At 35.2% G+C, this 19,413-nt stretch carries 18 protein-coding genes and 4 tRNA genes; 1 reads left to right on the top strand and 21 read right to left on the bottom strand.

The window, feature by feature from the left end:
• Positions 1-146: 146 nt before the first annotated feature.
• The gene (locus ACTQ5K_RS18815; protein WP_031535550.1) at positions 147-527 is read right to left on the bottom strand and encodes a winged helix-turn-helix transcriptional regulator; all 381 of its coding nucleotides are present in this window, start codon (positions 525-527) and stop codon (positions 147-149) included.
• 135 nt (positions 528-662) lie between these two features.
• Here ACTQ5K_RS18815 and ACTQ5K_RS18820 point away from each other — a divergent pair, with 135 nt between their 5' ends.
• Positions 663-1,181: a DJ-1/PfpI family protein gene (locus tag ACTQ5K_RS18820; RefSeq protein ID WP_235251872.1), complete on the top strand. Its 519-nt coding sequence runs from the start codon at positions 663-665 to the stop codon at positions 1,179-1,181.
• A 139-nt stretch (positions 1,182-1,320) separates the two neighbouring features.
• Here ACTQ5K_RS18820 and rlmH read toward each other — a convergent pair whose 3' ends face one another.
• The 20 genes from rlmH to ACTQ5K_RS18920 form a co-directional block, all read right to left on the bottom strand.
• Positions 1,321-1,800 carry a 23S rRNA (pseudouridine(1915)-N(3))-methyltransferase RlmH gene (gene rlmH, locus ACTQ5K_RS18825; RefSeq protein WP_082169280.1) on the bottom strand — a complete coding sequence of 160 codons (480 nt, stop codon included), beginning with the start codon at positions 1,798-1,800 and terminating at the stop codon, positions 1,321-1,323.
• An 80-nt stretch (positions 1,801-1,880) separates the two neighbouring features.
• Positions 1,881-2,042, bottom strand: a complete 162-nt coding sequence (locus ACTQ5K_RS18830; protein WP_065429117.1) for a CxxH/CxxC protein — start codon at positions 2,040-2,042, stop codon at positions 1,881-1,883.
• 270 nt (positions 2,043-2,312) lie between these two features.
• A complete protein-coding gene (locus tag ACTQ5K_RS18835; RefSeq protein WP_441994200.1) occupies positions 2,313-3,524 on the bottom strand; it encodes a S1C family serine protease in 1,212 nt (403 codons plus the stop codon).
• Positions 3,525-3,709: 185 nt separating this feature from the next.
• Positions 3,710-4,498, bottom strand: coding sequence for an MBL fold metallo-hydrolase (locus tag ACTQ5K_RS18840; RefSeq protein ID WP_031535561.1), 789 nt, complete (start codon positions 4,496-4,498; stop codon positions 3,710-3,712).
• Positions 4,499-4,505: 7 nt separating this feature from the next.
• Positions 4,506-5,306 carry a two-component system regulatory protein YycI gene (locus tag ACTQ5K_RS18845; protein ID WP_031535564.1) on the bottom strand — a complete coding sequence of 267 codons (801 nt, stop codon included), beginning with the start codon at positions 5,304-5,306 and terminating at the stop codon, positions 4,506-4,508.
• Entirely contained in the window at positions 5,293-6,603 is a 1,311-nt protein-coding gene (locus ACTQ5K_RS18850) for a YycH family regulatory protein (RefSeq protein ID WP_154708542.1), read from the bottom strand. Before ACTQ5K_RS18850 ends, ACTQ5K_RS18845 begins: the two co-directional genes overlap by 14 nt.
• Positions 6,600-8,429: a cell wall metabolism sensor histidine kinase WalK gene (walK, locus tag ACTQ5K_RS18855; protein WP_048718267.1), complete on the bottom strand. Its 1,830-nt coding sequence runs from the start codon at positions 8,427-8,429 to the stop codon at positions 6,600-6,602. The genes ACTQ5K_RS18850 and walK overlap by 4 nt, the downstream gene beginning before the upstream one ends.
• An 8-nt stretch (positions 8,430-8,437) precedes the next feature.
• Complete coding sequence (yycF, locus tag ACTQ5K_RS18860; protein WP_048718265.1) at positions 8,438-9,148, bottom strand: response regulator YycF; 711 nt, start codon at positions 9,146-9,148, stop codon at positions 8,438-8,440.
• Positions 9,149-9,999: 851 nt separating this feature from the next.
• Positions 10,000-10,072 (bottom strand) — tRNA-Phe (locus ACTQ5K_RS18865).
• A 115-nt stretch (positions 10,073-10,187) separates the two neighbouring features.
• Positions 10,188-10,264, bottom strand: a tRNA-Asp gene (locus tag ACTQ5K_RS18870).
• A gap of 31 nt (positions 10,265-10,295) precedes the next feature.
• Positions 10,296-10,367, bottom strand: a tRNA-Glu gene (locus ACTQ5K_RS18875).
• Positions 10,368-10,385: 18 nt separating this feature from the next.
• Positions 10,386-10,461: transfer RNA gene (locus ACTQ5K_RS18880), tRNA-Lys, on the bottom strand.
• Between the two features lie 336 nt (positions 10,462-10,797).
• Positions 10,798-12,090 (bottom strand): adenylosuccinate synthase, encoded by a 1,293-nt coding sequence (locus ACTQ5K_RS18885; protein ID WP_441994201.1) that lies wholly within the window; start codon positions 12,088-12,090, stop codon positions 10,798-10,800.
• 250 nt (positions 12,091-12,340) lie between these two features.
• Positions 12,341-13,705: a replicative DNA helicase gene (gene dnaB / locus ACTQ5K_RS18890; protein ID WP_031535572.1), complete on the bottom strand. Its 1,365-nt coding sequence runs from the start codon at positions 13,703-13,705 to the stop codon at positions 12,341-12,343.
• A gap of 307 nt (positions 13,706-14,012) precedes the next feature.
• Positions 14,013-14,462 (bottom strand): 50S ribosomal protein L9, encoded by a 450-nt coding sequence (rplI, locus tag ACTQ5K_RS18895; protein ID WP_154708543.1) that lies wholly within the window; start codon positions 14,460-14,462, stop codon positions 14,013-14,015.
• Positions 14,459-16,432: a DHH family phosphoesterase gene (locus ACTQ5K_RS18900; protein WP_048718139.1), complete on the bottom strand. Its 1,974-nt coding sequence runs from the start codon at positions 16,430-16,432 to the stop codon at positions 14,459-14,461. Before ACTQ5K_RS18900 ends, rplI begins: the two co-directional genes overlap by 4 nt.
• 418 nt (positions 16,433-16,850) lie before the next feature.
• The gene (gene rpsR, locus ACTQ5K_RS18905) at positions 16,851-17,087 is read right to left on the bottom strand and encodes a 30S ribosomal protein S18 (protein ID WP_031535579.1); all 237 of its coding nucleotides are present in this window, start codon (positions 17,085-17,087) and stop codon (positions 16,851-16,853) included.
• A gap of 41 nt (positions 17,088-17,128) precedes the next feature.
• Positions 17,129-17,647 carry a single-stranded DNA-binding protein gene (gene ssb, locus ACTQ5K_RS18910; protein ID WP_109768485.1) on the bottom strand — a complete coding sequence of 173 codons (519 nt, stop codon included), beginning with the start codon at positions 17,645-17,647 and terminating at the stop codon, positions 17,129-17,131.
• A 53-nt stretch (positions 17,648-17,700) separates the two neighbouring features.
• The gene (gene rpsF, locus ACTQ5K_RS18915; protein WP_031535583.1) at positions 17,701-17,991 is read right to left on the bottom strand and encodes a 30S ribosomal protein S6; all 291 of its coding nucleotides are present in this window, start codon (positions 17,989-17,991) and stop codon (positions 17,701-17,703) included.
• A 155-nt stretch (positions 17,992-18,146) separates the two neighbouring features.
• Positions 18,147-19,301, bottom strand: a complete 1,155-nt coding sequence (locus ACTQ5K_RS18920) for a glycosyltransferase family 4 protein (RefSeq protein ID WP_154708544.1) — start codon at positions 19,299-19,301, stop codon at positions 18,147-18,149.
• Between the last annotated feature and the right edge of the window lie 112 nt (positions 19,302-19,413).

Here is a 19,413-nt window from a genome sequence, read left to right on the forward strand (position 1 = left end):
TCTTATTAGTTTGTGTGGTGCTTACTAAATTCGACATTTTGGGGAGGTACTCCTTTTTTTGTGTCTCTGAGACCTTAAGGCTCTAAGCGTTAAATTTATGAAATTGATTCATACCATTACTTTTTTAATTAAACACTCTATTACTTTTAATTTGATTCCCCTATTTCTCTTTTGATTTCTTCTATTCGTTTTTTCCCCCAATCATACATCATTTCCACAATTGGAAGTAACGTCATACCCAATCCAGTCATTGAGTATTCCACTTTAGGCGGAACTTCTGGATAAACCTCTCGATGAACAATGCCGTCTTCCACCAATTCCTTTAATTGATTCGTTAAAATTTTATGGGATATTTTTGGAAATAATCTTTGTAATTCACTAAAGCGGTGCGGACCTTCAACACCTAAATGCCATAAAATCACAACTTTCCACTTACCACTGATAATCGATAAAGTAAGTTCTTTTTCACAGTTGTAATCACCATTTATTATCTTCTCTTTAATTTCATCTCTAAGTGTATCCGACATATTTTCTGCCTCCGCTTTCAATTGTTACTTTAAGGTTACCCTGTTACAAAAAAGTGCATTCTTCCCAGAATAACAAACAGGTTGTAATATATATTTGTGAGTTAAAGACAAACTATTTTAGGAGGAATAACAATTATGAGTAAAAAAGCACTTTTAATTATACCACCCGAAAGATTTAATGAAGATGAATTATTTAAACCAAAAGAGGCACTTGAAAAAGCAGGAATAGATGTAACAATTGCAAGCACAAAAACTGGCGAAATTATTGGCGATTTTGAAGGTAAGGCAATATCCGAAAAGGTCTTTACCGATACTACAGCAACCGATTTTGACGTTATTTCTGTTATTGGTGGTTCTGGCACAAATGATCATCTCTGGAATAATGGAGAATTATCCACGTATTTAAAGAAAGCACATAATGATAAAATTCTTGTTACTGGAATTTGTGCTGGTTCAGTTTCTGTCGTGCAAACTGGCTTACTTGAAGGTAGAGAAGCAACTTGCTACCCTGTTGACGTACAAAAAGACCAACTGAAAGCAAATAATGTAAAGTATGTTGAGAAACATGTTATTGCACATAGTGACATTATCACAGGTGACGGCCCAGATGGCGCTGAAGAATTTGGAAAAGCACTCGTTAATGCAATAAACTAACTTAAAAGATGATAAAAGCCTTTGGTGTATACCAGAGGCTTTTTCAATTTTTAATCTTCTCTTATTCCTCATTTTATGTTAGTAAATAACTTATCTAACCACTGATTATCAAGTACAATTTCCACTCTCTATTTTACCACTATTTGTGGTACGGTTCACCCCTATTAATCCGAAAAGCCCGATAAACCTGCTCCACCAAAATCAACCGCATCAACTGATGAGGAAACGTCATCCTACTAAACGAAAGCTTATCATCTGCTCTCTTTAGCACCTCATCACTAAGCCCCAAAGATCCACCAATAATAAAAGTAACCTTGCTTTTTCCATATGTCCCTAGCTTATCAATGGTATCGGCTAGCTCCTCTGAAGACTTTTGCTTACCTTCTATAGCTAGTGCGATAACATGTGCATCAGCTGGGACTTTGGCAAGGATTCGTTCGCCTTCTTTTTTCTTTACTTGCAGCATTTCTGCATCACTTAAGATTTCTGGTGCTTTTTCGTCTGGAACTTCAATGATTTCTATTTTAGAATAGCTTGAAAGTCTTTTTGTATATTCTTCGATTCCAAGCTTTAAGTATTTTTCTTTTAATTTTCCAACTGTAACAATTGAGATATTCACATGCTTTCCTCACTTTACAAACAAGATATCCACATAAGTTATCCACATATCCACATTTTTAATCCACATATAGTATGGAATCACTTGTTCGCCACCATATATATGGCGTTATTTTTACAATATTCACAGGTTGTTGATAACTTTTCTTTATCTGAAATTTGTTCCAAAATCGGAAATGTTTCAAACTCATTTACTACAGAATCTATTGCTATATCAACGTGTTCAGCACAACTATAAATCATTTTTCCTTCTCCTTTTAGCGATTGCTTTTTTCATTTTTCTAAAAATAATTGTGGATAATCATTTTTTCTAATCCAATTATTAGTTATCCACATTCCATCTTATCATTCTACCCAAAAACTGCAACCACTCTAACAAAATTCATTTACTTTTCACGATAAGACCTTATCCACAAACAACTTCATTATTTTTGGAAAAAAATATTTCTCCTTATTCTCTTTTAATAAAAAAGTAGAGCAAAACTTTTGTCAGTTTTGCTCTACTTTTCTTTTTTACATTTGATCTTCCGATAACGTTAGCTCTGCTGTTTCTAACTTTCCATTGCGATAATATTTTACTTCCATGGAATCGCCAATTTTCTTTTCATTATATAAATGCTTTCTTAAATCAATTAAGTCCACTATTTCTTTGCCATCTAGTTCCACAATAACATCTAGCTCTTTTAATCCTGCTTTTTGAGCTGGTGAATTTGGTGAAACATCTTTAATTGCTACACCTGTAGTGACATCCTCTGGTAACTTTAATGCTTCCTGCTGATAGTAGCCCGGAATATCGCTAACAGATTGCAACTCAACTCCCATGTAGGGTCTTTGTACTTCTCCATGTTCTTCTAAATCTTCAATAATTGGTATCGCTAAATTAATTGGTATCGCAAGCCCAATCCCTTCTACAGCAGATTCGGCAATTTTCATACTATTGATACCGATAAGTTGACCTTCAATATTAACAAGGGCTCCACCACTATTTCCTGGGTTAATAGCAGTATCTGTTTGAATAACCTCTGATTGCCAATCTGGTGTCCCGTCCTCATTAATATCAACTGGAATCGTTCTTTCTAATCCGGAAACAATTCCTTGTGTAACCGATCCAGAAAAGGTTAACCCTAATGGATTACCAATTGCAATGACAGGTTCACCTGCTTTCAGCGTATCTGAATTACCAAATTCCGCTATCTTTGTTATTTCGCTTGCATCTACTTCGACTACTGCTAAATCTGTCCAAATATCAGCACCAATTAGTTCCGCACTAATTTTCTTTCCGTTTGATAAAGTAACCTCTAGCTCTGTCGCACCTTGCACGACATGATTATTTGTGACAATATATGCCTTGCCATCACTTTTTTTATATATAACACCTGAACCTGTACCAGCCTCTTCTGCCGTCGTTTCATCTGCCCAGAAATTAGAGGACTGCAGATTGGTAATTCCAACAACTGAATCAGCTGCTTTATCAACTGCCTTTGTGACATCTGTTTCGACATTCAATGAGACATTCTGCGTTTTTACCCCTTCCGAATTGCTTATCACACTCCCGCTTTCTTCCTTATTCGGAAGAATCGCTAAATCTGTTAACCGTGGGCTAATTAATAAAACAAGTACTGCACCAATAATTGCACCAATAAATCCAGAGAAGAAATATCCCTTTCTTGAGCCTCTCTTTGGTCCATCTCCCCGATTACCATAATCATATTCCACAAGCTTCATTCCTTTCTACAGACATTATCTAAATACTTTTCTAACATATTCTTTATTATTTTTCCTTTTTTTTAAAAAAACAAACGAACTACTTAGAGATGTTTTCACCATATGATACCCAAAAGCGTTGATAGCATACTTCCATTTTTCCATAAAAAAAAGCGAATAACCAAGTATCCGCTTTTTTTATCCACTTATATTGCCATCATTTTTGTCGGTATTCTAGGATCTGTATCAAATAAAGTAACCTGTTCCCCTAACCCGACTCCACGGCTTTCCAATGTCTGTCCAACTGACATTCTGGCTAAATCCTTCATATTATTATCTAAGCTTAGGTGAGCAAGATAAATATGCTTTGTGCGATCTCCAATTACCTCGCTCATTGCAATTGCTGCATCTTCATTACAGACATGCCCTACATCGCTTAAAATACGTCTTTTAATATTCCATGGATATTTTCCCATCCTCAGCATCTGCACATCATGGTTGCTTTCAAACACATAGGAATCTGCATTGGAAATGATTCCTTTCATTCGATCACTAACATAACCTGTATCTGTGATTAGTACGAGCTTTTTCTCTCCTTCATGGAATACATAAAACATTGGCTCTGCCGCATCATGGGATACGCCAAAGGATTCAATGGATAAATTGCCAAATGTCTTAACGGTTTCCATATCAAATTGAAATTTCTGCTCTGTGGGAATTTCGCCGATTAAGGGATCCATTGCTTTCCACGTTTTTTCATTTGCATAGATAGGTAATTTATATTTTCTTGCAACAATTCCTACCCCTTTAATATGGTCACTATGCTCATGTGTCACTAATATCCCTTTTAAATCACTCATTTTCCGTTCAATGCCTTGAAATAAGCCTTCCATTTGCTTTCCGCTTAATCCAGCATCAACTAAAAAGGAATGATCTTCTGTTTCAACAAAGATGGCATTTCCTGTACTGCCACTTGCGAGAACACTAAACCGCATTTTTCTCTCACTCCAATTTCATTTCCTCTGTTTCTGGTTGAATAACTGCCCCGTCCAAAGCATTTACATAAAAGTCTTCTTCATCCACTGTTACTTTCCAAGTTGGAGCAAGCAATTGTGCAGATGTATCAAGCTGTGTATAATAGCCTAATTCTACATAGCTTACATACGAATCACTTTCTATGAAGTTATTTGTAAATAAGTTCAGAATAACATCCAACGGCTGAATAATGTTTTCTTTTTCATCCATTTCTTGAATTTTTTCCAAATACGTCTGGTTATAGGAAACGATTTTGTTCTCTTCATTTACATTAAAGGTAATTTCACCCTTTGGATTTCGATATAATGTCTTTCCAGCATGCTGTTGATAATACGTAATGGTATTCCCACTCTTTTCCCAAAAGCGATACTCTGAACCGTTAAGCACTTGATTAAACAGAAATTCAGTTAACTCCTCTGGGTCAAAATCTTCTTTAATACTAATTGGCTCCACTAACACTGCTTGAAGATATATGCTATCTCTTACGGTAATTTCTTGACCACTTAATAGCCCTTTTTCCATCTTTTTGATCTCATCATCCGTGAATTTCTTCGACTTCGCTGATAAATATTGATCCTTTTGGTTATTGACTGGAAGCTTTTCTTTATCATATTTAATTCCTAACCGTGAAAGCGTATTGGTCGTTGGCTCTGTTGTATAGTCATCCGCCCGTTGGTATTCTTTAATCTTTATATATTCATAAATTAGATATACATCCAATATTAAGAAGGCAATAATAAATATGGTCTTTATCTTACTCCAGTCCATCTAAGTTGCCTCCTGTTCCTTCCGAATATAAGGTATACCATTTATTATCATATTGGTAAAACCAGGTTGGTTCTAAGGAAACGATATTTTGCGAATCGACCTGCATATCATATCCCATCACAATATTCTGGAGTTTTTCTGTCTTTAACTTTTTATTATTTTGGAGATATTGTAAAACCTCTTCTCCTGATGAAACCGTCTCTTTTGAAAAATCAAACGGAGTAGTTGTATTAATAATAATTAAATTACTAGTTAAAAGGCGCTTCGCCTTATTATTTTCCCAGAACAAACGAATATCAGATAGTTCTGTTTTCAAATTAAACACAGGCATTCCATTTGTGTTGTATAAACGAAAGGTTATCTTTCTGTCTTCATCTCGTCCCACATATAAATAGTCATTAATCCAGCCACCTCTCTGATTGATTAGATCGATACTATTATTAATGATATGCTTCTGAATCGTTTCGTTCGAAATGCCAGAAGGTTTAAAGAAGCTGACAATATGGGTATCTTTATATATTCTAAGTAAACCCGAATCGTCTGTATACTCTTCCCAATTTGTTAAAATTTCTTTTTGGGCGATACTAGGATTAGTAAATAATGCTCTTTTCAATCGAATAGATTCGATTTGTCTCGTAAAATATTTGTATTTATTGACTTCCCTTTTCTCACTAGGTAAGTAAATTAAATACTGATCATTTGGTTTATACGAAAAATAGGTAGAATACACTGTTTTTTCATTAAAGACACTATCTTTAAATTGATTCAGTTCCTCAACATATTTCGATCGTACCGATGTTTCATATACTTTCCCCGTTTCTTTAGACAGAAAATAAACCTTTCCATCCTTATATGAAAACAAAATCGTATCAAAATCAAAGGAATTATCCTGATCTACTCTTAAAATATCTTTGTAAATTCGAAAAGGAACTTGTCCTGGAAATCTTATTTCCAAACTATTATCCTGCTCTTCTAAAAAGCTTGCTACACTTTCTACTTTTGAAGTTATATTACGAAAATCTCCATACTCAAATTCTTTAAGCTTCTGGATAATAGAATCTATTTCTTCCCTTGAAATTGTACCATAATGATTCCCATCTATGTGTTGGTAAATTCCGTCTGGCTTTACAACTTCACTTACTTCCTTTGTTTCTCCTAATTCCTCCAGAGCAGTAGTTGACCCACTACCAATTGAATCAAATTCCCCACCCTGATCTGTCCAAAGGAGATAATATAATAACACACTTAAAGCTACGAGAAAGATTAAAATACCGCTTTTTACACTCTCATATTTCATCCCCAATCATCCTCTTCAGATTGAATATACGGTAGGGTGAAAGATATTTTTGTTCCTTTGCCTTCTTTACTGGATGCCCAAATTCTTCCCCCATGTGCTTCTACCATTTCTTTTGCGATTGCAAGGCCAAGTCCAGTTCCACCGAGCTTTCGTGTTCTCGCTTTATCAACACGATAGAAACGATCAAATATTTTATCAATATTTTCTTTCGGTATACCAACACCATTATCTGATACACTTACGATTATTTGCTGTTCCTGTTCCTTAATGGAGAAGGTAATGTTTCCACCTTCAGGAGAGTACTTCATTGCATTGGAAATTATATTATCTAGTACTTGTGTTAATTTATCTTCATCAATTTCAACAAATGCTGCTTTCTTTGGCAATTTTCTTATGAAGCTAACATTTTGTTGTTTCGTCAATTCAAAACGGTCAATAATTCGATTATAAAAAACGATAAAATCAACAAGTTCTTTATTTAACTGATAATCACGGCTATCTAATTTAGAAAGCTGCAATAAGTCATTTACTAAGCGTATCATTCTCTCGGTCTCATTTTGGGTGACATTTAAGAATTTTGGAGCCAATTCTTCATCTTTCCAAGCTCCATCATATAAAGCTTCTACATAACTGCGCATCGTAGTTAACGGGGTACGCAATTCATGGGAAACATTCGCTACAAATTCTTTTCTTTCCATATCAATTTTTTCCTGCTCCGTAATATCATGGAGGACCGTAATCAAACCATTAACAAACCCTGTCTCTTTTTGTATAACCGAAAAATTAGCCCGTAAAATATATGGCTCATAATGAGTACTATAATCCAAAATAACCGATTCTCTTTCCTCCAATAGCTCCTCAAATGTATATTTCCCATTAAGATCAAGGAGATTAATAATTGGCTCCGAGAGTACTGTTTCACGTGAAACATCTAGCATCTTTGCAGCTGGCTCATTTATAAGAATAATTCGCCCTTTTCGATCTGTTGCAATTACTCCATCTGTCATATAGGCTAAAACAGATGATAATTTTCGCCGCTCACTTTCTGTTGTTGCCTGTGATTCTTGAAGCTTCTTTGTTAAATTATTAAACGTGATTGCTAATTGTCCAATCTCATCAAAACCATATACTTTAACCTTTCTGGAGAAATTCCCCTTCGATAAAGCAAAGGCATGCTTTTGCATATCTGAAATAGGCTTTGTAATCGTTCTTGCTAATAAGACTCCTAATATTGCCGTTACAAATAAAGTGATAATCGTTCCTTTTTGAAAGATTTGATTGATCTTATCAATTTGTTTATAGACATTCTCAATCTTGCCCTCTAAATAAATGGCTCCGACTATTTCATCCCCATTTGTTTTTATAGGCGTAATCAGCTCATAGATTTTCTCACCGTTTTTCTGCTTAATTGGATTATCCGGTTGAGATGAGTTTGAGAGAACTCTCCTTACCGAAACATCAACCATTTTCTGGCCGACCAAATGTTGGTTTTCCGGATCAGAGGTTCCAACGATAATGCCATTACTATTAACAACTCTGATTTCTTTAATATCAGATGAATTATTATCACTTAAAATTCTTTTGATATCTTCCTCTAATGTTGAATCACCGTTTTCAACAAATCGTTCCTTTACGAGCTGCTCTTCTAAATAGATAGATAAAATATTTACTTTCTCTTGAATCGATATTTTAAAACTGTCTAATAGCGTTGTTTGTAGGGTTTTTACAAAATAAACCCCAATTATCTGAATAGAAATAAGAATAAGCAAAACAATAACTAATACAAGCTTCAAATGAATAGAACGAAAAAAACTTACTTTTTTCATTAATAAATTTACTCCTGCTCAGGATTTCTTAAATAGTAGCCAACGCCTCTTCTTGTCACGATCCAAGTCGGATGACTGGGATTATCTTCAATCTTTTCTCTTAATCTTCTTACCGTTACATCGACTGTTCGTACATCACCATAGTAGTCATAGCCCCATACTGTTTGAAGCAAGTGCTCTCTAGTCATAACTTGTCCTATATGTTTTGCTAAATAATAAAGTAATTCAAACTCACGATGCGTTAGCTCGATCATTTCGCCTCTTTTTGAAACGATGTAAGCATCTGGATGAATAATAAGGGAACCAACTTCAATTTCATTCGTTTCTTTTTCTTCTTCTGCAGCAGATGAAACTTGCTGATGTCGTCTAAGATTTGCCTTTACACGTGCAATTAACTCTCTTGTACTAAAAGGCTTTGTCACATAGTCATCTGCACCTAATTCTAGCCCTAAAACCTTATCTATTTCTGAATCCTTTGCCGTTAACATAATGATGGGCATTTCATATTTCTTTCTGACTTCACGACATACTTCCATGCCATCTCTTTGCGGAAGCATAATATCAAGCAATACTAAATCTGGCTGGATTTCTTCCACTTTCTCTAGGGCTTCATTGCCATCATAAGCACAATACACTTCGAAGCCTTCTTTCTTTAAATTAAATTGCAGAATATCTGCAATTGGTTTTTCATCATCTACAACTAAAATCTTTTTATTCATTCAGGTATTCTCCTTCTATCAAAGTTTATCTATCGTAACTTCCATACTTTTATTGTTTACTTCTACTGTCTACTTTACCATTTTAAATTTATATAATCACTTTTTTTCTATTATAAGTTTAGTGATACGTTAGCTTTACCCTCTTTGTTTAGATCGCTTGATGACTACTTTCTCATCATTGCTTTATCCTCTAAATAGCCACAAATAAAAAAGACAGTGAAGCTTTCTCTATAAGCCCACTGAATCTTTCATCCATTGAGGATTAAAAAATCCCTCTATAAGAGAGGGTTACCATTTCCGATTATTCTACTTCATTCCAATGCATGGGAAATCTCCCTGCATCATTCATTATCGAAACATCCTTTTTAGGCTATTGTATATGCCCTCAATTCATACTATAGCAATAGAAAGAGCCTCATTTTACTATAAGAAAAAAATACAAATGAAGATAGCTAAATTATTGAAACCTTTTATACTAGATAATCGTCTATATATATGAGTTTCATTTTCCCTTAATTTTGGCAAGGAAATCCTTTCCTAGAATGGATTTCCTTGTCCTTTTTTTATCTATTATAGCCTCTACTTATTCTTCACTAGACAGTAAAATAATTCCCCTCCCTGCTAGTAATTCACTTTATATATAAAGATTATTACGAAGAAGGCATATACATTTACTTTAGCATATATTTAAAGGAAATAATGTTTTGCTATTATATTGTAATGAAATTGTTGTATTATTATCATGTTATGCAGAGATTTGTAATAGAAAGGATCTTTCGCGGTTTATTTACAGGGAAATAATTTGGGCATAAAAAAAACAACGAACATTCGTTGTGAATACAAAATCAAGGTGGCTCAGGACGGAATCGAACCGCCGACACAAGGATTTTCAGTCCTTTGCTCTACCGACTGAGCTACTGAGCCAAACTATGGTGACAAATGCTTAGCTCTAACATTTAAGCAAAGGTCGTTATTTACTTGTCTTCATTATGTATAAGATAAATGTATATAAAATATGCAAATGCATAGGAAGAAAATATGGCGGTCCGGACGGGACTCGAACCCGCGACCTCCTGCGTGACAGGCAGGCATTCTAACCAACTGAACTACCGGACCATTTTTTGCATAATATCTCTAAAAGATATTATGACCCATACGGGATTCGAACCCGTGTTACCGCCGTGAAAGGGCGGTGTCTTAACCGCTTGACCAATGGGCCATGATTGATATCTATAAATGGTGAGCCATGGAGGATTCGAACCTCCGACCCTCTGATTAAAAGTCAGATGCTCTACCGACTGAGCTAATGGCTCCTATTATGAGCTTGTCTCTTTTTTTGTCATTTGCGACGCTTTTTATATTAGCATATTATCAAAATAAAAAGCAATACTTTTCTCAAAACTTTTTTAAAAATATTTTTTATTTTGCTCTAAGCTACATTTCCTTTTAAGATTAATGTATTTTTTAGCGTTTGTTTATAAATCCACAACCTTACCATTATCGCAAATTCAAATGCTAGCCAACAACCATTAAGAATAAGTTAATCGTCTCTTTATTTCAAACAAAGTAGTCTGTATTCTCTCATACCCATCTATCTACTTGGAAAAACAAAGGTCGTTCAAAATTTAGAACGACCTTTGTTTTCATGTTTAGATTTGTCTCCAAGGGCTGTGTATAATATTTGTTTGTGTACGATCTGGGCCAACAGAGAACATAGATAATGGAATCCCAGTTAACTGTGATACTCTTTCTAAATAATGACGAGCATTTGCCGGAAGATCGCTTAGTGTTTTACAGCTAGTAATGTCTTCTGTCCAGCCTGGTAGCTCTTCATATACTGGCTCACATTCTGCTAATACTTTTAGGCTTGCTGGGAACTCTTCCATTACTTCCCCTTTGTATTTATAAGCAACACAAATTTTTAACGTTTCAATTCCTGTTAAAACGTCAATGGAATTTAGAGAAAGATCTGTAATACCACTAACACGACGAGCATGTCGAACTACTACACTATCAAACCAGCCAACACGACGTGGTCTACCAGTTGTTGTTCCATATTCACGACCAACTTCTCTAATTTGGTTTCCAATTTCATCATTTAATTCTGTTGGGAAAGGTCCGTCTCCAACTCTTGATGTATAGGCCTTTGATACACCTACAACATGTTTAATTTTAGTTGGCCCAACACCTGAACCAATTGTTACGCCTCCAGCTACTGGATTAGAAGAAGTGACAAATGGATAAGTACCTTGGTCAATATCAAGCATTACCCCTTGAGCACCTTCAAAAAGAACTCTGCGACCATCATCTAATGCATCATTTAATACAACAGAAGTGTCACAAACATATTGCTTAATTTGTTGACCATATTCATAATATTCATTTAAAATATCCTCTAATTTAAAGCCTTCTGTTTCATAGATGCGCTCTAACAGACGATTTTTTTCCACTAAGTTTCTTGCAAGTTTTTCTTCAAATACTTCTCTATCTAATAAATCAGCAATACGGATACCAATACGTGCAGCTTTATCCATATAAGCTGGTCCAATGCCTTTTTTCGTTGTTCCAATTTTGTTAGCACCTTTGCTTTCTTCTTCCACTTCATCTAATTTCAGATGATAAGGAAGAATAACATGTGCACGATTGCTAATTCGTAAGTTATCTGTTGTAACATTACGGTCATGTAAGTACTTTAACTCCGCAATAATTGCTTTTGGATCCACTACCATACCGTTTCCAACAACACTAATTTTTTCATTATAAAATATCCCAGATGGAATTAAGTGTAATTTATACGTTTCGCCATTAAACTTAATTGTATGTCCTGCATTGTTACCACCTTGATAACGTGCAATCACTTCTGCATTTTCAGATAGAAAATCGGTAATTTTACCTTTTCCTTCGTCTCCCCACTGCGTTCCTACCACCACTACTGATGACATATCCTAGAGCACCTCCACAGGTTTCTATATCTTTTTATTATATCCTTAATCAAACATTCCTATTTTACCAACTTTTTAACATAAAAGTCAACAAAACACGAACAATCTTTTTAATCAATTAAAGTTATGTTCGTAAAAACTGATAAATAAAGATAGTTAATTTTGTAGTATTTGCTCCTATTGATGCATTTATTCATCTAAAAAAAGCATAAAAAAAGATTAGTAGCTTTAAAACTACTAATCTTTTTTATTAGGCCCCTGTCGGCATCGCACCATCCTCAAAACGCCGTTCTAGATTAACGAATTTATTGTATTCTTTTACAAAGGCTAGCTGTACGGTTCCAGTCGGACCATTACGCTGTTTCGCAATAATGATTTCGATAATATTCTTGCTTTCTGATTCTTTATCATAGTAATCATCACGATATAAGAAGGCTACAATATCCGCATCCTGCTCAATACTTCCTGATTCCCTGATATCGGACATCATCGGACGCTTATCTTGTCTTTGCTCTACACCCCGTGATAACTGAGATAAGGCAATGACAGGCACTTGAAGTTCACGTGCAAGCTGTTTTAAGGAACGAGAAATTTCCGATACCTCTTGCTGTCTATTTTCACCAGCACGGCCACTTCCCAAGATTAGCTGTAAGTAATCAATTAATATCATTCCTAAGCCGTGTTCTTGCTTTAGACGACGGCATTTTGCTCTTATATCTGTAATCTTTACCCCTGGTGTATCATCAATGAAAATACCTGCATTGGACAAGCTTCCCATTGCCATCGTTAGCTTTCCCCAGTCCTCATCTGTTAACGATCCTGTACGTAGACGCTGGGCATCTATATTCCCTTCTGCACATAGCATACGCATGACAAGCTGCTCTGCTCCCATCTCCAAACTAAAAATGGCTACATTTTCACCTGTTTTTACAGCAACATTCTGAGCGATATTTAAGGCAAAGGCCGTTTTACCAACAGATGGTCTTGCTCCAACGATAATTAAGTCATTTCGCTGAAATCCTGCCGTCATTTTATCAAGTTCAGCAAACCCTGTTGCTATCCCTGTAATATCGCCTTTGCGATTATGCATTTCTTCAATATTATCGTATGTTCGAACAAGAACATCTTTGATATTATGAAACGCCCCAGCGTTTTTCCGCTGTGCTACTTCTAAAATATTCTTTTCTGCTTCACTTAATAAAGCTTCTACTTCATCTTCACGTGAATACCCATCTTGGGCAATATTCGTTGCTGTTCGAATTAAGCGGCGCAACAATGACTTTTCTTCCACAATTTTTGCATAATATTCTATATTTGCAGCAGTAGGTACCGAAGCAGCCAACTCACTTAAATAGCTGACTCCACCTGTATCCTCCAAATTATTGGTTGCTGCTAACTCTGATGTCACTGTAATTAAATCGACTGCTTTTCCTTCGTCATTTAATTTCAGCATTGTCGTATATATTCTTTGATGTGCGCCTCTATAAAAATCTTCTGGTATAAGGATCTCAGAAGCTAATGTTAAACTTTGTGGTTCAAGGAAAATGGCCCCGAGTACAGCTTGTTCTGCCTCAATATTCTGTGGGGGCATTCGATCATTTAAAACTTCACTCAATCTATAAAACCTCCTTAAAATGAGAGGATATGATAAAAAACATAGCCTAGATTAAAAAAAGCAACAATCTATTTTACAAAAAGAGCATCCTTCCTGCTAAAGAAAGGTATTTTTGTAACAGCTGTTCCTTTTTCTCTTCTTTCCAATTACCTATTAAAATGATATATCTTTTTATAAAGCTCTAATATTCATCTACATTTTTTGTTAAAAATCAGTCAAACAAAAAATGTGACCAGCTAAACCTGTATCACATTTTCTTAAGCTTATTCTATTTTAACATGTTTAGAGATAAATGGAACTTCCAATATTAGCTTAATTCCTTAACATGTACATTTAAAGTTGCTGAAACCTCATGGTGAAGCTTTACGGGAACCTTTGTCACGCCTAGAGAACGAATAGCATCATTTAATTCAATTTTTCTTTTATCGATTTTAATTTGATGCTTTTTATTTAATTCATCTGCAATTTGCTTACTTGTAATAGATCCAAACAATCTGCCGCCTTCACCTGATTTGGCATGCAGCTCAACTGTTACTTTTTCCAGCTTTTCTTTTAATTCTTTTGCTTTTTCTAGTTCTTCCATCGCTTGTTTCTCTTCTTTTTTCTTTTGAGCATTTAGCGTACTAACTGCTGATGCATTTGCTTCGACAGCCAATCCCTGTTTTAAAAGAAAGTTATGTGCATAACCATCTGCAACGTTTTTCACTTCGCCTTTTTTCCCTTTACCTTTTACATCTTTTAGAAAAATTACTTTCATTCTTTTCTTCTCCCTTCGAAATACTCATCTATTGCTAGCTTTAGTCTTGCTTCTACTTCTTCCATTGGCATATTTGAAAGCTGGGTAGCTGCATTGGTTAAATGGCCTCCACCATGTAAGCTTTCCATAATAATTTGGACATTGATTTCTCCTAAAGAGCGAGCACTTATACCCATCATTGTTTCTCCTCTAGGAGCTATTACAAACGAGGCAATGATTCCATCCATTGTTAATAAAGTATCTGCTGTTTGTGCAATCAGAACACTATCCACTACTTCGCCTTCTTTGGCAGTGGCTATTGCAATACCCTCTTTATAAAATTGAACATTTTCAATTATTTTCGCTCTTTTCACATAGTTTTCAATGTCCTCTTTGAGAAACTTCTGAACAAGAACTGTATCTGCTCCTTGTCCTCTTAAATAGGACGCTGCATCAAAGGTTCGAGCTCCTGTTCTTAAGGTAAAGCTTTTCGTATCAACAATAATTCCTGCTAACAGAGCTGTTGCTTCTAGCATTTCAATTTTAACACTTTTTGGTTGATATTCTAATAATTCAGTAACAAGTTCAGCAGTTGAAGAAGCATATGGTTCCATATAGACAAGAAGTGGATTCTCAATAAATTCCTCACCTCGTCGATGATGGTCAATTACTACTACATCTTCTATTTTATTCAATAAATGCTCTTCTATCACTAGAGAAGGCTTATGTGTATCAACAACTACTAGCAAAGTATCCCCTGTTGCCATCTCTAAAGCTTGATCAGGTGTAATAAATTTCATAAATAGAGACTCTTGCTTTTTAATTTCTTCTAGCAGCCTTCTAACAGCTGTATCTATTTCCTGAAAATTAATGACGATAAATGCATCTTTTTGATTCATTTGAGCAACTTTATGAATTCCAATTGCTGCGCCAATAGCATCCATGTCAGGATTTTTATGTCCCATTATAATAACTTTGTCACTATCTAAGACTAATTCTTTTAAAGCATGGGAAATAACTCTGGCTCTAACTCTTGTTCGTTTTTCTACTGGATTAGTTTTTCCACCATAGAATTTCACTTTACCATTCGGCTGTTTAATTGCAACCTGATCTCCGCCTCTTCCTAGGGCTAAATCAAGGCTAGATTGCGCAATATTCCCTAGCTCTGGCAAGGAGGATACGCCTGATCCTACCCCAATACTGAGTGTTAAAGGAACATTCTGCTTTGTTGTTAATTCTCTAACATCATCTAATATGGTGAATTTCCCTTTCTCCAAGCTTTGTAAAATATGTTCATTAAAAATAGCAATGAAGCGATCAGAAGATATTCGTTTTAATAATACTCCATTATCTGTAGCCCATTTATTTAAAATGGCAGTAACAGTATTATTGATGCTACTTCTCGTCTGGTCATCCATCCCTTGTGTTAAATCATCATAGTTATCTAAAAAGATAATCGCAATTGCAGTACGTTCATCTTCATAAAGCTTCTCAATTTGCGTTTGCTCTGTAACATCGAAAAAATATAAAAGGCGCTCTTCCACTTTATGAATAACTCGAAATTTCCTTTCATGCAATGTAATGATTTCTGTTTCGACCTCTTGTTTAATTAAGGGGATAATCGATGGTGAAACATCATATAATGACCTTCCAACAAGTGTATCCTCTGCAAAACAAGATGCCAAAAAGGGATTGGTCCATTCAATATAATAGTCATCATTTATAAGCATGATTCCTATCGGCATTTCCATTAGGGCCTCTTCCCCCACCTTTTTGACTCGGTAGGAAAGAGTCGTTATATACTCTTCCGTTTCCTTTCTTTGACGACTTTCTATTCGTAAGATGAAATAAAAAGGGGTAACAAAAAGGACTAACCCAATTAAGGAAAATACCCAGTTATAAAAAGAGAGGATTCCAAGCATGATAATGGTAATACCGATTAAACATATTAATGGATACCGTATGGATCCTTTCTCTAAAAAAGTAGGCAATTTTTCTCCTCCTAAAACTCGTGAGATTTCACATAATCCTTGCTATGTATTCTTTATACCTGATACTATTATACCCCATTAAACTAAATTAAAATATAAAAAGGTCTATCCCTCTCCGGTTATCCAAATAATAGAGGATATAGGATATAGGATATACATAACCAGAAAGGGTTTGCATCATCACTTAATATTTTACTATCATTCTGATTCTTCTTCAACGAAGTTACTCAGAAGAAATACTAGAATAAAAATAAAGCAGACATCTTTAGGACATAAGCAGTACAAAAAAAGAAGCTTTTCCAAATAATGATGTAGGTATTGTATTGGACAGAAAAAAATGCGACAGAGTGGTTCATTTTCCCAAAATAATACAAAAACCCTATTAAACAAAAGTCTAATAGGGTTTTTTATAGGCTAATTATTCTCCACTAACGTATGGTAGTAAAGCCATAGTACGTGCACGTTTAATAGCAATCGTTAATTTACGTTGGTATTTAGCGCTTGTACCTGTTACACGACGAGGTAAAATTTTACCGCGTTCTGAGATGAATTTTTTTAGTAAATCTACATCTTTATAATCGATTTTAGTGATGCCGTTAGCTGTAAAGTAACATACTTTACGACGTTTAGCACGGCCACCTCTGCGTCCACCCATTGCCATGAGATTAACCTCCTTTTTTGATCATCAAAATTATATTAGAATGGTAAATCATCATCTGAAATATCGATTTGACCGCTATTTGCAAATGGATCTTCATCCACTTTCGTATAATCCTGATTATTTCTATTTGTTTGAGGTCGCTGATTCTGATAATTATTTGATCCTCCAAAAGGATTATCTTGTTCTCTTGGGGCACCATAATTCATGTTGTCACTTCTATTATTAGCAGAGCTGTTTCTAGGTTCTAAGAACTGAACACTTTCTGCTAATACTTCGGTTACATATACACGTTTTCCGTCTTGTCCATCATAGCTACGCGTTTGAATACGACCATCGACACCCGCTAAACTTCCTTTTTTCAAGTAGTTAGCAACGTTTTCTGCTGGTTTTCTCCAAATAACACAGTTAATGAAGTCTGCTTCTCTTTCACCTTGCTGATTTGTAAAGGTACGGTTAACAGCAAGTGTGAACGTTGCAACGGCAACTCCACTTGGTGTATAGCGCAACTCCGGATCCTTAGTTAAACGGCCAACAAGAACTACCCGATTCATCATCAGTTTCAACTCCCTTCCATCTAAAATGTTTCACGTGAAACATTGTTTATATATTATTTTGCTTCATCTTTAACTACGATGTGGCGAATGATATCTTCGTTGATCTTAGCTAAACGAGAGAATTCTTCAACCGCTACTGGTGCAGCGTTAACTTTTACTAATTGATAGTAACCATCGCGGAAATCATTGATTTCATATGCAAGGCGACGTTTACCCCACTCTTTTGATTCTGCTAATTCCGCTCCATTATCTGTAAGAATAGCGTTGAAACGCTCAACAAGTGTTTTCTTAGCCTCATCTTCAATATTTGGACGGATGATGTACATAATTTCGTACTTTTTCATCACTTTCACCTCCTTTTGGTCTAGACGGCCCATAGTTGGGCAAGGAGCAACTATACATTACTCACAAGGTAAAAGTATAGCATACTTCGTTTCAAATAGCAATGTACTAAAAATAACATAAGTTATTACTATTTTATCTTCGTTTAATTAGACTTTTATGCATACTTTTTATTTAATCCTTGTCGGGTTTGAAGTACTTCACAATACTCGCATAACAATCCATCAAAAATTGTGTCCCATGATTGCGTTAACGCATAGATTCTAGCTTCTCTCCCCATGCTCACTCTCATCTTTTCATCAAATAACAATTCGCTAATAGCTTGAAGAAAGCTTTCAGCATTTTGTTTTTTGCATATTCTGCCATTGATATGATCTATGACAAAGTCTTTTACGCCACCCTCATTAGCAACAATTGCTGGAGTTCCACAAGCCATTGCTTCTAATACAACATTTCCAAAGGTTTCTGTATAGGATGGGAAAACGAAAAGGTCGGCTCCTGCATATATCCTTGCCAAGTCATCCCCTTTTATATAACCAGTCAATGTAATATTTTGTTGTGACTTTTCCTTTTCTCTCCAAGCCTCCTTATTTGGTCCATCTCCAACTATTAGCCAATGGACTGATTCCTTTATATTCGAGGGCAATTTATCCACGATATCATTTAATGTAGCCAAATCTTTCTCTGGAGCTAATCTCCCTACATACAATAAAATATGGTTTTCTCTGATATGGTACTTCCTTCTAATTTGTTCTTTCGCATCGATGTTTGGCGTGAAAAGTTTAGAATCAATCCCTCTTCCCCAAACTTTTAATTCTCGAAAATCCAATGACTCTAATTTTCTTTGGGTTTCGTTACTGGGAACAAAAATTCTTTCTGTTGATTGATGGAACCATTTTAAATATTTCCATAAAAATGGCTCTAGTAAGGAAGCATGATAATATTTAAGATATTGATCGAAATTAGTGTGATAAGAAGAAACAACTGGGATATTTAATTTTTTGGCAGCGAATAATCCATACAGTCCCATCATATAAGGTGTAGCCAGATGAATTAGATCTGGTTTAAACTGTTTTAGATTATTTTCTATCTTTCTTGGGTTCGTAATAACTGTCCGGCACTCTGGATAAACAAAAAATGGAAGGCTAGGAAATTGGTTGATATTTGGGGATGTAGTAGAAGATTTATATTCTGGAGAATATACTTGATAGGAAATTTGCTTTTTTTCCAAATGGTTACTAAGCCTCTTCAACGTCTGTGCAACACCATTCACTTGAGGAAAATAAGTGTCTGTGAAAATGGCAATTTTCAAAAACTCCACTCCCTTTTTATCAAGTTAGTTATAGCTATTCCTAGCTTATCATTGCCATGCTTGGATAGTTTTAAAGAATTGTAAAAAGAGTGTACATTATTATTTACAAAAA

Source organism: Niallia sp. Sow4_A1 (assembly GCF_052116745.1).
Classification (GTDB): Bacteria; Bacillota; Bacilli; order Bacillales; family Cytobacillaceae; genus Niallia; species Niallia hominis.